This is a genomic window from Labrenzia sp. 011, from assembly GCF_003075075.1.
Taxonomy (GTDB): domain Bacteria; phylum Pseudomonadota; class Alphaproteobacteria; order Rhizobiales; family Stappiaceae; genus Roseibium.
Genome location: NZ_QCYM01000007.1, coordinates 83,418 through 96,456 on the forward strand (window position 1 = coordinate 83,418; position 13,039 = coordinate 96,456).

11 protein-coding genes are annotated in these 13,039 nt (G+C 62.4%); 5 read left to right on the forward strand and 6 right to left on the reverse strand.

The window, feature by feature from the left end; genetic code table 11:
* Positions 1 to 466: 466 nt before the first annotated feature.
* The 3 genes from DCO57_RS09890 to DCO57_RS09900 form a co-directional block, all read right to left on the reverse strand.
* Entirely contained in the window at positions 467 to 1,498 is a 1,032-nt protein-coding gene (locus DCO57_RS09890) for a glycine betaine/L-proline ABC transporter ATP-binding protein (protein ID WP_116698726.1), read from the reverse strand.
* Complete coding sequence (locus DCO57_RS09895) at positions 1,491 to 2,375, reverse strand: proline/glycine betaine ABC transporter permease (protein WP_116698727.1); 885 nt, start codon at positions 2,373 to 2,375, stop codon at positions 1,491 to 1,493. The genes DCO57_RS09890 and DCO57_RS09895 overlap by 8 nt, the downstream gene beginning before the upstream one ends.
* 79 nt (positions 2,376 to 2,454) lie before the next feature.
* Entirely contained in the window at positions 2,455 to 3,447 is a 993-nt protein-coding gene (locus tag DCO57_RS09900; protein WP_116698728.1) for an ABC transporter substrate-binding protein, read from the reverse strand.
* Between the two features lie 592 nt (positions 3,448 to 4,039).
* Here DCO57_RS09900 and DCO57_RS09905 point away from each other — a divergent pair.
* The 3 genes from DCO57_RS09905 (at position 4,040) to DCO57_RS09915 (ending at position 6,303) form a co-directional block, all read left to right on the forward strand.
* A complete protein-coding gene (locus tag DCO57_RS09905; RefSeq protein ID WP_116698729.1) occupies positions 4,040 to 4,453 on the forward strand; it encodes a VOC family protein in 414 nt (137 codons plus the stop codon).
* Positions 4,450 to 5,397, forward strand: a complete 948-nt coding sequence (locus DCO57_RS09910) for a glyoxylate/hydroxypyruvate reductase A (protein WP_116698730.1) — start codon at positions 4,450 to 4,452, stop codon at positions 5,395 to 5,397. The genes DCO57_RS09905 and DCO57_RS09910 overlap by 4 nt, the downstream gene beginning before the upstream one ends.
* 87 nt (positions 5,398 to 5,484) lie before the next feature.
* A complete protein-coding gene (locus tag DCO57_RS09915) occupies positions 5,485 to 6,303 on the forward strand; it encodes a sugar phosphate isomerase/epimerase family protein (RefSeq protein ID WP_116698731.1) in 819 nt (272 codons plus the stop codon).
* Between the two features lie 119 nt (positions 6,304 to 6,422).
* Here DCO57_RS09915 and gndA read toward each other — a convergent pair whose 3' ends face one another.
* Positions 6,423 to 7,847 carry an NADP-dependent phosphogluconate dehydrogenase gene (gene gndA / locus DCO57_RS09920; protein WP_116698732.1) on the reverse strand — a complete coding sequence of 475 codons (1,425 nt, stop codon included), beginning with the start codon at positions 7,845 to 7,847 and terminating at the stop codon, positions 6,423 to 6,425.
* 288 nt (positions 7,848 to 8,135) lie between these two features.
* Between gndA and DCO57_RS09925 the strand changes: the two genes are divergently transcribed.
* Positions 8,136 to 9,116, forward strand: a complete 981-nt coding sequence (locus DCO57_RS09925; protein ID WP_116698733.1) for an ABC transporter substrate-binding protein — start codon at positions 8,136 to 8,138, stop codon at positions 9,114 to 9,116.
* A gap of 97 nt (positions 9,117 to 9,213) precedes the next feature.
* Complete coding sequence (locus DCO57_RS09930) at positions 9,214 to 10,914, forward strand: iron ABC transporter permease (protein ID WP_116698734.1); 1,701 nt, start codon at positions 9,214 to 9,216, stop codon at positions 10,912 to 10,914.
* A 39-nt stretch (positions 10,915 to 10,953) separates the two neighbouring features.
* On the opposite strand, the gene DCO57_RS09935 is transcribed toward DCO57_RS09930, so the two are convergent.
* Positions 10,954 to 12,039: an ABC transporter ATP-binding protein gene (locus DCO57_RS09935; protein WP_116698735.1), complete on the reverse strand. Its 1,086-nt coding sequence runs from the start codon at positions 12,037 to 12,039 to the stop codon at positions 10,954 to 10,956.
* Positions 12,040 to 12,092: 53 nt separating this feature from the next.
* Positions 12,093 to 13,010: a phosphotransferase gene (locus tag DCO57_RS09940; protein ID WP_116698736.1), complete on the reverse strand. Its 918-nt coding sequence runs from the start codon at positions 13,008 to 13,010 to the stop codon at positions 12,093 to 12,095.
* Between the last annotated feature and the right edge of the window lie 29 nt (positions 13,011 to 13,039).

Sequence of the window (13,039 nt, forward strand, 5' to 3'; positions counted from 1 at the left end):
AAACCTCAGACCGGCCGCCCCTTTCTTGAGAGCAAATCAATTCAGCCCCGATAATTTTATCCGTCCAATTTTATTCAGGATCTGAACCTTCCGGTAACCATACCTTTCGCGCAGCAGCCCCAGGCAACGCTTCTCCTTTGAATCGCATGTGAATATGGCCTTATCCCGACAAAAGGACACTGTTAGAAATATCTATTAAAATACTGGATAATCAGATCCGAACCCTGATGAAAATCCGTATCCCCCGAACCGAACCGGCCCAGCGGATCCATTCGGGGGTGCAGATCACCGGCAGGATCGCGGGTGCGGCCGGTTTCGACGCCATTGGGTGCCCATGCTCATCCGCCCGTGCGCACCGGCAGACCATGCCCGGTTTCCGCCGGGCCGCCCCTGGGTGCATGCAGCCCTCCACAACGCAAAAGAGCCCCGCAATGTCCGGGGCTCTTCCTGTTTCTCAAGTCAGGTTTCAGTGGGTCGCCGGGGTCACCATGGCGCTGATCGTGTCCTGAACATTCAGAACGCCGATCGGCTGGCCGTCCCGATTGACGACATTGGCTTCACCCAGACCGGTTTCGGCAAAGGTCTTTGCCGCTTCTTCCAGCATGATGCCGCTCTCGATCGTCAGATCGTTTTCCGCCCTTTTGGTCGTGTCCATGACGGTATCGACCAGGATCACCCGTCCACGGTTCACTTCCTTGACGAAGTCGGCGATATATTTGTCCGCCGGCCTGAGAACGATTTCCTGACCGCTCCCCTGCTGGATCACCGCACCATCCCTGAGAATGGCGATCCGGTCACCCAGCCTCAGGGCTTCATCCAGATCGTGGGTGATGAACACGACCGTCTTGTGCAGTTCCTCCTGGAGATCGAGAAGCACCGTCTGCATGTCCATCCGGATCAGCGGATCGAGTGCGGAGAAGGCTTCGTCCATCAGAAGAATGTCCGCATCGTTGGTCAGCGCCCGGGCAAGTCCGACACGCTGCTGCATGCCGCCGGAAAGCTGGTTCGGATAATGATCCTCGAAGCCTTCCAGTCCGACGCGGGCAATCCAGCGGGAGGCCCGCTTTTCCGCTTCCTTCATCGGCACGCCCTGGATCTCCAGACCGTAGACGGTGTTCTTGAGCACGGTGCGGTGCGGCAGAAGCGCGAACTTCTGGAACACCATCGCGGTCTTGTGCCGGCGGAATTCCCGCAGCTCCTTCTGCGACATTTTGCACACGTCATCGCTGCCGTAGAGAACCTCGCCGTCGGTCGGGTCGATCAGGCGGTTGATATGGCGGATCAGGGTCGACTTGCCCGATCCGGACAAGCCCATCACCACCTGGATCTTGCCGCCCGGCATGGAGATGTTGATGTTGTTCAGACCGAGCACATGGTTGAACTTCTCGTTCAGCTCGGCCTTGGACATACCGTCCTTGACCTTCTGCACCATCTCCTTGCCGTTCGGTCCGAAGATCTTGTAGAGATTCTTGATCTCGATGCCTGTTGCCTCACCCATGGACCACCTCCGAATGCTTCTGAAGGCGCTTGCCATAGGCCTGGGTGGCCCGGTCGAAAATGATCGCAATGGACACGATGGCGAGGCCGCTGAGGACCCCTGCGGTCAGATACTGATTGTTGATTGCGTTCAGGACTTCCTGTCCGAGCCCCTTCACGCCGATCATGGAGGCGACGACGACCATCGACAGTGACATCATGATGCACTGGTTGATGCCGGCCATGATGGTGGGAAGCGCGAGCGGCAGCTGAACGTTCATGAGCTTCTGGGTACCGGAAGACCCGAAGGCGTCGGCCGCTTCGAGAACATCCTGGTCCACCAGGCGGATGCCGAGATTGGTCAGGCGGATCATCGGCGGAATGGCGTAGATCACCACGGCGATGAGGCCGGGCACCTTGCCGATGCCGAAAATCATGACGACCGGAATCAGGTAGACGAAGCTGGGCATGGTCTGCATCAGATCCAGTATCGGATTGACCAGCCGCTGCACACGGTCGGAACTCGCCATGAAAATGCCGATGGGTATGCCGAGCACGATCGCCAGCATGGTACACACGGTGACCATGGCGATGGTGCGCATTGTGTCTTCCCACAGCCCGAAAACACCGATCAGGGAAAGGGCAATGACGGTACCGATGGTGATGCTCACCTTCCGGCTCATCAGAAACACGACAGCCGCGAAGAACGCCAGCACGACAGGCCAGGGTGAGGTGATCAGAAGCCGTTCCAGCAAGACCAGGAAGTCCTGCAGGGGATCGAAGAACTTGTCGATCAGATCGCCGTAGGCTCTGGTGAACTCCTTGAACGATCCATCGATGGTTTTCTTGATTGTCAGCATGTCGCCCCGGCTGAGCGAGGGAAATTCTATCCAGTCCATCTTATTTGTCCCGATGGTATTATTGCCCCAAATGAGTGGGGCCGCGCCTCAGGCGCGGCCCCGGTCTGTTCTGCCCTGTTTACAGGGAGGCTTTTACCTTCTCGGCGACTTCCGGGCTGACCCACTTGGTCCACACATCCGGGAAGTTTTCCAGGAAGAAATACGCGCCGTCTTCGTTGCTCGCCTGGTTGTCCGTCATCCAGGCAAGAACCTTGCCGGCCGTCCGGTTGTCCCAGGTACGCCCCTTGACGTAATCCATCGCCGGACCTGCCTTTTCGGCGAAATCCTTGGTCACCACGGTATAGACCTCGGATTTCACCCAGGAATTCGGCTTCGGATCCGGGCAATCCTCGACCACGGTGCAGCTGTCCCACTCTTCCTTGTCGTGCGGCGTTTCGAAGTCGAGCAGGGTCATGTCGTATTTGCCGAGCATGGCGGTCGGCGCCCAGTAGTAGCCGAGCCAGCCTTCCTTGCGCTCGTTGGCACGGGCAAGCGCGCCGTCGAGGCCGGCTGCGGAGCCCGGATCGACGATTTCAAAACCGCCCTTGTCGAAACCGAAGGCGCGGAACAGGTTGCCGGTGGTGATGCGGCAGTTCCAGCCGGTCGGGCAGCTGTAGAAAGCGCCCTTGCTGTCGTCTTCCGCACCCGGGAACAGCTCGGGATGGGCCAACGCGTCCTTGACCGTGTAGATGTCGTGCTCTTCGGCAAGATAGGTCGGAACCCAGAAGCCTTCGACGCCACCTTCGTTCAGGACTTCGCCGCCGATGATCAGGGAGCCTTCGGCAACCGCTGCATCAAGCGGCTCGCGCACGGCGTTGATCCAGAGTTCCGGAGCCATGTCCGGCTCACCTTTTTCGTTCATCGAGGTGAAGGTCGGCATGGTATCGCCGGTGACCAGCTCCACTTTGCAGCCATAGCCGTTTTCCAGGATCAGCTTGTCGATCTGCGCGATCGCGCCGGCCGATGCCCAGTTCATTTCGGCAACGGTAACCGTGCCGCACTCTTCAGCCATGGCGGACGATGCCATACCGATCAGAGCGGTCGCGGCGACCGAGACTAACAACTTCTTCATGAGGGTACTCCTGTGTAGTCTGTTTGCTTGATTTTGAATTGGACACAGCGGAAAATCACTTCTTTCAAAGCATTTCCCCTCCGGCATATCCAAAGAAAAGGTATTACGAGCGAAGAACGCACAATCACCAAGAAGGCTATCAGATTATTTTTATTCAATAGTGCCTTCATGTGACGCATATACACTGTTCTTGCTCTGGCACCCTGACCTCGACCGTTCCAGTCAGATGGAAGGTCATATCGGGTATTACGATCCGGCCAGGGGCTTAACGACCAATACAATTGCATTATGTTGCCTTCAGCACAACAGTATAGCCGCACTTCTCATACCATTCATACGACTAATTTCACGCACATGCCTGCAAACGACATTTTTGTGCCTGTAATCGCCACATCTTCTAATTTTCTTTCCGAAAGTGATTCTTGAAATTGCTCGAAAGCCGAATGAAACACCCCGCTGCGCTGTCCCGGCGCGCAAGGAATAGGGTCTCCGCCTCCGTCTGACAGGGGAATTGAACCGGAGCTCAAGGGGACAGCTTTTCAACCGGCAGGGACATGATATGAGACATCGCATATAGTTCAAGGAGACCCCGATGCAGCCCTGTTTTCATCTTGCCTTTCATGTCACCGATCTGAACGAGGCCCGCGCCTTCTACGGCGGCCTGCTCGGCTGTCAGGAAGGACGCAGCACCGACACCTGGGTCGATTTCAACTTCTTCGGCCACCAGCTGTCACTGCATCTCGGCAAGCCGTTCGCAACGACGGACAGCGGCAAGGTCGGCGATCACATGGTGCCGATGCCGCATTTCGGCGCTGTGCTTTCCATGTCCGACTGGCGGGCCCTGGCAGACAGGCTGACAGCGGCGAAACTTGCCTTTATCATCGCCCCCACCATCCGCTTTGAAGGCCAGCCCGGCGAGCAGAGCACCATGTTTTTCAAGGACCCGTCCGGCAACCCGATCGAAATCAAGGGCTTTGCCGACCAGGCTGGAGTATTCGCTGCATGAAACCGCTCGTCCCCTTCGTCTCCCAGTCGACCTCCGGTGACCGGCTGGCCTGGGAGAAGGTCCTGCCCGAGGCCCTGTCCGGGATTGCCGAGATCAGGCCCTTCGCCGACCTGACGGACGACCAGCGCCGCGCCGCGACGGTAGCCATTGTCGCCAATCCCGATCCGGCGGAAGTGGCCGCTCTCCCGAATCTGGCCTGGGTCCAGAGCCTGTGGGCGGGCGTTGAGCGGCTGACGGCGGAACTGCCCGAAGACGGCCCGCTGATCGTGCGGCTCACAGACCCGAAAATGGCGGAGACCATGTCCGAGGCCGTGCTCGCCTGGACCCTGTATCTCCATCGGGACATGCCGCGTTACATGGCCCAGCAGCGCCGGAAGATCTGGCACGAGCATGACCACCGGGCAGCGGCGGAACGCACGGTCGGCATTCTCGGCCTCGGCAATCTCGGCAGCGCCTCGGCCCAGCGGCTCAGGGCCAACGGCTTCAATGTTCTTGGCTGGAGCCGCAGCGAAAAGGCCCTGGACGGCATCCGCTGCTTGCATGGCCCGGACGGTCTGAAAACGGTCCTGAGCCAATCGGATATCACCGTCCTCCTGATGCCCCTGACCGGCGAAACCCGCGGGATGATCGGTGCGGCGGAACTACAGGCCTGCAAGCAGGACGCCTGCCTCATCAATTTCGCCCGCGGCCCGATCCTGGACACCCGGGCCCTGATCGAAGCCCTCGATCACGGGCCGCTGGCACATGCGGTGCTCGACGTGTTCGAAAAGGAGCCCCTGCCCGCCTCCGATCCGCTCTGGGAGCACGAGAAAGTCACCGTGCTTCCGCATGTCTCCTCGCCGACGACCAGAAGCACCGCCTCGAAAATCGTCGCCGGCAATATCGCGCGTTACTTCAGCTCCGGAGAGATCCCGCCAAGCGTCGACAGGAAACGGGGCTACTGAGGATTTCGCCGGGCGCGTCGCAATAGTGTCAAGGATGCCGGGGTATCAGGCGGACAACCTTCAAATGTCCTCACACCAGGTGTTCCCATGTCCGATCTTCCCATCCTCGGCGCCGCGCTCAACCTCACCTCCCTGGAAACCTGCCGCAAGCTCATGCTCGACAGGCCGCGCGACCTCGAGCTGCAGGACTTCTGGCCGGCCGAAGTGCTGAACGGCGACTGGAACCCGCTGGTCGAGAAGGCGAAAGAGCTGCTCGACGGCCATGAGGGTCGCCTCGGCATCCACGGGCCGTTCATGGGATTCACCATCGACTCGCGCGACGTCGATGTCCGAGAGATCGTCAGGAAGCGTCTGCTGCAGGGTCTCGAGGTCTGCGAAGCCCTCGGCGGCACCCACATGGTGGTTCACAGCCCCTATTCCACCTGGGACCACAACAATCTCGACAATTACGAAAACGGCCGGGCGGACAAGATCGAACTCTGTCACCTGACCATGAAGGATGCGGTCAGGCGCGCCGAGGATATCGGTTGCGAGCTGGTCATCGAGAATATCGAGGACAAGGACCCCCATGCCCGTGTCCAGCTGGCACAAAGCTTCAACTCCGAAGCCGTCAGGGTCTCCATCGACACCGGCCACGCCCATTATGCCCACGGCACCACCGGCGCCCCGCCGGTCGACCATTACGTCAAGGCCGCCGGGAACGATCTGGCCCATATCCACCTGCAGGATGCCGACGGCTACGCTGACCGCCACTGGACCCTCGGCGAAGGTACCATCAACTGGCACGCGGTCTTCGATGCCCTCGGCAAGCTCGACAGCACCCCGCGTCTGATCGTCGAACTCCGCGACCACTCCGGCCTCCCGGCCTCCATCGCCAACATGTCGGCGCTGGGTCTGGCGCAGTAGGGACGGATCGGCAACACCTGTCCGTCGGCGCAGGCCAGCGCACCGTCGTTCCCGATCGTTCTATGCGCAGCTGCGCTTCACTTGTGCGCAATGCCCCGGAGGCACGCGCCCCGTGAACGTCAGCCCATCGCCCAGGGGCCGTGGTAGCCGCTGCCGTCCCTGTCGGTGCGTTCGAAACCATGGGCACCGAAGAAGTCGCGCTGGCCCTGCAGCATGTTGGCGGTGGAGCGGGACGTGCGCATGATGTCGAAATAGGACAGCGCGGCGGAGAGCGCGGGAACCGGCAGACCGTGCAGGGCAGCCTGGGCCACCACCTGCCGCAGGCTCGCCTCGGTCTCCTTCAGCTTTTCCGAGAAGAACGGCGCCAGCATCAGGTTGCGCTCCGGATCGTCGGCAAGAGCGGACGACATGTCGTTGAGCATGGCGGAGCGGATGATGCAGCCGTTGCGCCAGATGCGGGCGATCTGCGGCAGCGGCATGGCCCAGCCATACTGCCTGGCCGCTTCCAGGATCAGGCCGAAGCCCTGCGCGTAGCAGATGATCTTGCCGGCGACCAGCGCGGCTTCCAGGGCCTCGATGGTCACCGCCTCGCGGTCCATCTCGCTCGGTGCGGCGCCGAATTCGGCCTCGCCCGCCTTGCGCTCGTCCAGACGGGCCGACATGTTGCGGGCCGCCACGGCCGCTTCGATGGCGCTGGCCGGTATACCCAGCATCAGTGCCTCGATGGCCGTCCAGCGGCCTGTGCCCTTCTGGCCCGCCTTGTCCAGAATGATGTCCAGCATCAGCCTTCCGGTTTCCGGATCCGCAGTCTTTGCGACCTTTCCCGAAATCTCGATCAGGTAGGACTGCAGGATGCCGCCGTTCCATTTTTCGAACACATCGCCGGTCTCCGCCGCCGACAGGCCGAAACCGTCGCGCATGACGCCATAGACCTCGGCGATCATCTGCATGTCCGCATATTCGATGCCGTTGTGGACGGTCTTGACCAGATGCCCCGCCCCGGCTTCGCCGAGATAGGCCGCACAGGGCTCGCCATCATGTTTGGCGGAAATCGCCTCGAGAATATGACCGACCTGGTCCCAGGCATCCTTCGCGCCACCGCCCATGATGGACGGGCCGAAACGGGCGCCCTCTTCTCCGCCGGAAACGCCGATTCCCATGAATCGCGGCCCCTTTTCCGCCGCTTCCGCAGCGCGGCGGTTGGTGTCGTGGTAATTGGCGTTGCCCGCGTCGATGATCAGGTCGCTGCTGTCCAGCAGCGGACGCAAGGCCTCGATCTGCGCATCGACCGCCTCGCCGGCCGGCACCATCAGGATCACCGCCCGCGGCGGCTTGATCGCGGCGACGAAGTCCTCGAGCGTCTCGGTGGGCACCAGCTTCTCGGCAAGATCACCGGCCTTTTCGACAAACTGGCCGGTTTTCTCCGTGGTCCGGTTGTAGACCGCGATCTGAAAGCCGTGTTCGGCAATATTGAGCGCCAGATTGCCGCCCATGGTCCCAAGGCCGATCAGGCCGATTTCCGCAACAGCGCCCCGTGAGCTCATGAACTGGGCCTCTCCTTTAAATCGATCTGATGCGGAATGCGTCAGGCGTCATCCCGCTGCTGTGTCTGTTGAGGCGGTGATAGCCGACCGCTGGCGATCCGGCAATCCTTGCCGTGAGGCGGCTCCCGAAATGACGAACGCCCCTCAAATCGCGGCCGGAACGGAAACCCGGATAAAACAGCCCATCCGCGCCTTTTGCCCGGCAATCAAAAAAATCTGTCACACAAGCCTGCTACGCGGGAGGCCATCCGCAATCCATCCAGCGGTTCCGCGCAAAGGATCTGTCACATGAAAAGACTTCTCGTTGCAGCCGGCCTTCTGGCCGCCGTTTCCACATCCGCTTTCGCCGGGGATGTTTCCGGCAAGCTCGTCCTTTACACCTCCCAGCCGAACGCCGACGCCCAGGCGACCGTAGACGCCTTCTCTGCCCTGTATCCGGATGTCGAGGTCGACTGGGTCCGCGACGGCACCACCAAGGTCATGGCGAAACTGCGCGCGGAATTCGAGGCCGGTGCGCCGAAGCCAGACGTGCTGCTGATTGCCGACAGGGTGACCATGGAGGGCCTGAAGAAGGAAGGCCGCCTGATGGCCCATGAGGGCGCCGATGTCTCCGCCTACGATCCGGCGATCATGGACACGGACAAGACCTACTTCTCCACCAAGCTGATCACCACCGGCATCATGTACAACACCAATGCCCCGATGAAGCCGACTTCCTACAAGGATCTGCTGAAGGCGGACGCCAGGGACAAGCTGGCCATGCCCTCGCCGCTGACCTCCGGCGCGGCGACCATTCACATGACGGCTTTGACGTCCAACCCCGATCTCGGCTGGGCGTTTTATGAAGGTCTCGCCGATCAGGGTGCCAACCCCAAGGGCGGCAACGGCGGCACCTACAAGGCGATTGCCGGCGGCGAGAAGCTCTACGGTTTCGTCGTTGACTTCCTGCCGATCCGCGAAAAGCTGAAAGGCGCTCCGGTCGAGTTCGTGTTTCCCGAAGAAGGCGTTTCCGCCGTCACCGAGCCGGTGGCGATTCTCTCCACCGCGCAGAACACCACTGCGGCGAAGGCCTTCGTCGACTTCCTGATCTCCGAAGACGGTCAGAAGCTGGCCGCTTCCCAGGGCTATCTTCCCGCGCACCCGGGCGTTCAGGCTCCCGAAGGCTTCCCGGCCCGCGACCAGATCAAGCTGATGGCTTTCGATCCGGCCGAGGCGCTGGAAAAGGACCAGGCCAACAAGATGAAATTTACCGAAATCTTCGGCGGCTGATCCGCTCGAGGCCTGTCAAATCGGACAGCGCGGGTATTCCGCGCTGTCTTTCCCTCCCTCCGACCGTCATGCCGGACAAGCGCAGCAGCCGAGCCCAGTGCAAACCTTGCCGTTCTCCGAAAAATCAACCCTGCTGCTCCTCGTTCTTGGCGCCACGCTCATCTGCGGCCTGCCCCTGCTTCTTCTGTTCAAGACCGGCCTGACGAGCTCAGCCGGACTCGACGCCGGGCCACTGCTTGAGGCCGTTCAGAGCCGGTCGGTGCAGCGCGCGCTCTGGCATTCCATCGAAAGCAGCTTTCTCTCAGCGTTTGCCGCGACACTGCTCGGAACCTTTCTGGCTCTGCTGATCGGCCTGACAGACATCCGGGCCAAGGGTGTTCTGGTATTCCTCATCCTGTTGCCGATGATGATCCCGCCGCATGTGACGGCCATCGCCTGGATCCAGACACTCGGTCCGGCCAGTCCGGTGCTGCGCTGGCTGGGACTGGCCCCGGAGCTGGGCTCCACCCATCCGCTCTATTCGCGCACGGGCCTTGTCCTTCTGCTCACGCTGCAGCACGCCCCGCTGGTGTTTCTCCTGGTGCGGGCGGCGCTCAGATCGTTTCCGCGCGAATTGTCGGATGCGGCGCGAACTTCCGGCGCACCGGCCCTCACCCTGCTCCGGCGCGTCACCCTTCCCCTGCTCGGCCCTTCCCTGCTGGCCGGTTTTGCCCTTGCCTTCGTCGCTGCCCTGGGAAATTTCGGCATCAATGCGCTCATCGGCATTCCCGCCCGCTACACCACACTGCCGGTTCTGGTCTGGCGGCGGCTGGCGAGCTTCGGACCGGATGTGTTGCCCAATGTTGCAGTGATCTCCATCATTCTGGCCCTGGTGGCGCTGGCGGCCATCGTGCTCCAGAGCCTGCTGCAGCAGCGCATGCGCACCGGCCTGATCGGCCTGCCCCAGGATCCGCTGGCCATTTCCCTCGGCCGCAGGAGGCCCTGTGTGGAAGCCCTCGTCTGGCTCTTCGTGGCCTCCGTGCTCCTGCTGCCCGCCGCCTCCCTTCTGGCAACCGCTCTGGTGAGAACCTACGGCCTGCCGCTCTCGGCCGAAACGCTGACGCTGGACAATTTCACCGAGGTCCTGTGGCGGCAGTCGGTGACCCTGCGCGCCTTTGCCAATTCCACCTTCATTGCCGGTGTCGCTGCGGCGGTCATCGCCCTGACCAGTCTGCTGCTCGGCTATTTTCTGGCGCACCGGCATGTGCGGCACCGCCGCTGGGCGGGCGTCGCCTTCACCCAGTCCGAGATCGCCTTTGCCGTTCCGGGCCTCGTCATGTCGATTGCCTTCATTCTGGCCTTCATCCGGCCGCTGCCGTTCTTCGGTGTCTCGATCTACGGCACGCTGTGGATCATCCTGATTGCCTATGTCTCGGTGTTTCTTGCCGTCGGCCTCAAGCCGGTCGCCGCCGCCTTCCTGCAGATGGATACCTCCCTGGAAGATGCGGCCAGGGTGTCCGGTGCCGGTTTCTTCCGCCGCATGCGGCGGATCTTCGCGCCGCTCGCCGCGCCCTCGGCGGCATCCGGCGCCATTCTCGTCTTCCTGACCGCCTACAACGAGGTCACGGTGTCCGCCCTGCTCTGGTCGACGGGCAACGAGACCATCGGCACAACTATCTTCAACTACGAGGACGGCGGCTACACCACCCTGGCGGCAGCCATGTCCACCGTCGTTGTCCTTGCCACCATCGTCATCATGCTGGGCATGAACGCTCTGGCCGGAAAGGTTCCCGCCGGAACCATTCCGTGGAAGGACTGAGACGCAATCCCGCCTTGCAGGTGTCGTCCGGGACGAGGCTCAGCGAAGGGGCGGACCGGGTTGACAACCGCCCCGAGACTCCTCCGGCAGCACCCAGCCGCGCAAGATCGTCAGCCGCAGCGTGTCCCCCGGCGCCGCCCTGCGGTTGAGGATCATCAGCAAGGGCTCCTGCAAGCCCTCGAGCGTGACAAGGACATCCCAGTATCCGCCCCGGTAGATCGTCTTGCGGACCGTGGCGGCAAAACCCTGCGAACCGGTCGCCAGCACAAGATGTTCGGGCCGCAGCAGCAGCGTTGCCGGTCCGGGCGTGGTGTCCCTCGGGCAGGCCACCTCCAGCGTAATGCCGCCAAGGCGGATTTCCGCCGCACCGGCCTCTTCGCGCAGAACCGTCACGGGCACCAGGGTGCTGCGGCCGATAAAGCTGGCCACGCGCCGTGACATCGGCCGCCGGTAGAGCGTGTCCGGATCGGCCACCTGCAGGATCTTGCCGTCCCACATCACCGCGACCTTGTCGGCAAGTGCCATCGCCTCGCGCTGATCGTGGGTGATGAACAGGGTGGTCGCGCCGCTCGCCGCGTGGAAGGCGGCAAGCTCTTCCTCCATGGCGCTGCGAAGATGCGGATCGAGATTGGCCAGCGGTTCGTCCATCAGAACGGTCCCGGCCCCTTGCGCCAGACAGCGGGCCAGGGCCACACGCTGGCGCTGGCCGCCGGACAGTTCCGCCGGCTTGCGCTGGCGAAACTCCGTCAGTTCAACGGTCTCCAGACATTCGGCGACCCTTGCCGCAACCGCGGACCGTTTCACACCCGCCGTCTCCAGCGGGAACGCGACATTGGCGGCGACATTCATATGCGGCCACAGGGCATAGGACTGGAACACGACGCCGACCTGCCGCTGCTCAGGCGGAACATGCAGCCCGTCACCGGCAACCGGCAGACCGTCAAGGGTGATGTCCCCGCGATCGATCGGCTCCAGGCCGGCGATGGCCCTCAGAAGCGTAGACTTGCCGCATCCCGACGGTCCCACGACCACGAAAAACATGCCGTCCTCGATCGAGAGCGAGACATTGTTCAGGGCTTTGTGGGTGCCGAAGGATCGGGTGACGGAAGCGAGATGGATGGACATGCTTCCCGGTATCGTTCTCATGTGACAGAACGATTACACAGCCCCGCCCGGACCTATCGGTTCCTGAGGCGCAGCAGCAGATCGACCTCTTCTTCCAGCGCCCGGCCGTAGGCCCGTGCCGCCGGGGCGTTGGAATGCGTCAGGGTCTCGTGCCGGAGCAGGCAATAGGCCGCCAGCCGCCAGTGATAGGCACTGCGCTCTTCCAGAAACCGGCCGACCGTGTCCTGGTCCGGATAGTGTTTCAGGAACAGCTCTTCCGCATGGGCGACCAGCGGATGCAGGCCGTAGAGCATGGCAAGACCCGGCGACACGAAACAGGCGATATCCTCCACCGGATCCCCATGGCCGGCATACTGCCAGTCGATCAGCCGCGCGCCGCCTGCCGTGGCCAGAATGGTGCCCAGACAGAAACTGCGGTGGACCAGCGAACGCTCGACGCTCCGCCGCCCGACCAGGGCATCGGCAGGCCGCAGCCGCTTGAGGTTGGCCGCCTTGCGGCTGTCAGGGATCGCCGCCAGCATGGCGTCGCCGCGCGCCAGAACCTCGTGAAAGCCGGCAGGAACCGTCTGGTGCCCCTCGATGGTTTCCTTCAGGGCCGCGAAGCGTCCGATCAGATCCGCGGCCTCGCCCACATCGATCTCGTCCGATTTCGCCGGATCGTAGCCGTACACCAGCAGCGGCGTGCCGGCCGGGCTTGTCACGAAGGTTTCCAGCTCCGGAGACAGCGCATGCCGGGCGAGCACGCTCAGCGCATCGGCCTCCTGCTGCGGCAGGGTGGGATAGAGCGGATTGTCCTCGTTGCCGGGAAAGAATTCCTTGATCACATAGACCCGCTGCGGCGCATCCAGGCGCCAGAAGCGGCTGGTGTAGTTGACCGGCAGCGGGCGCAGGCAGGCGGCGGACCAGTCCGCCACCGGCAGACGGGGCTTCAGGAAGGCCAGCAATTCCGTATCCGAAAGCCGTTCGCTCACTTACACCTCGCGTCCCGCGGCAGATCCCT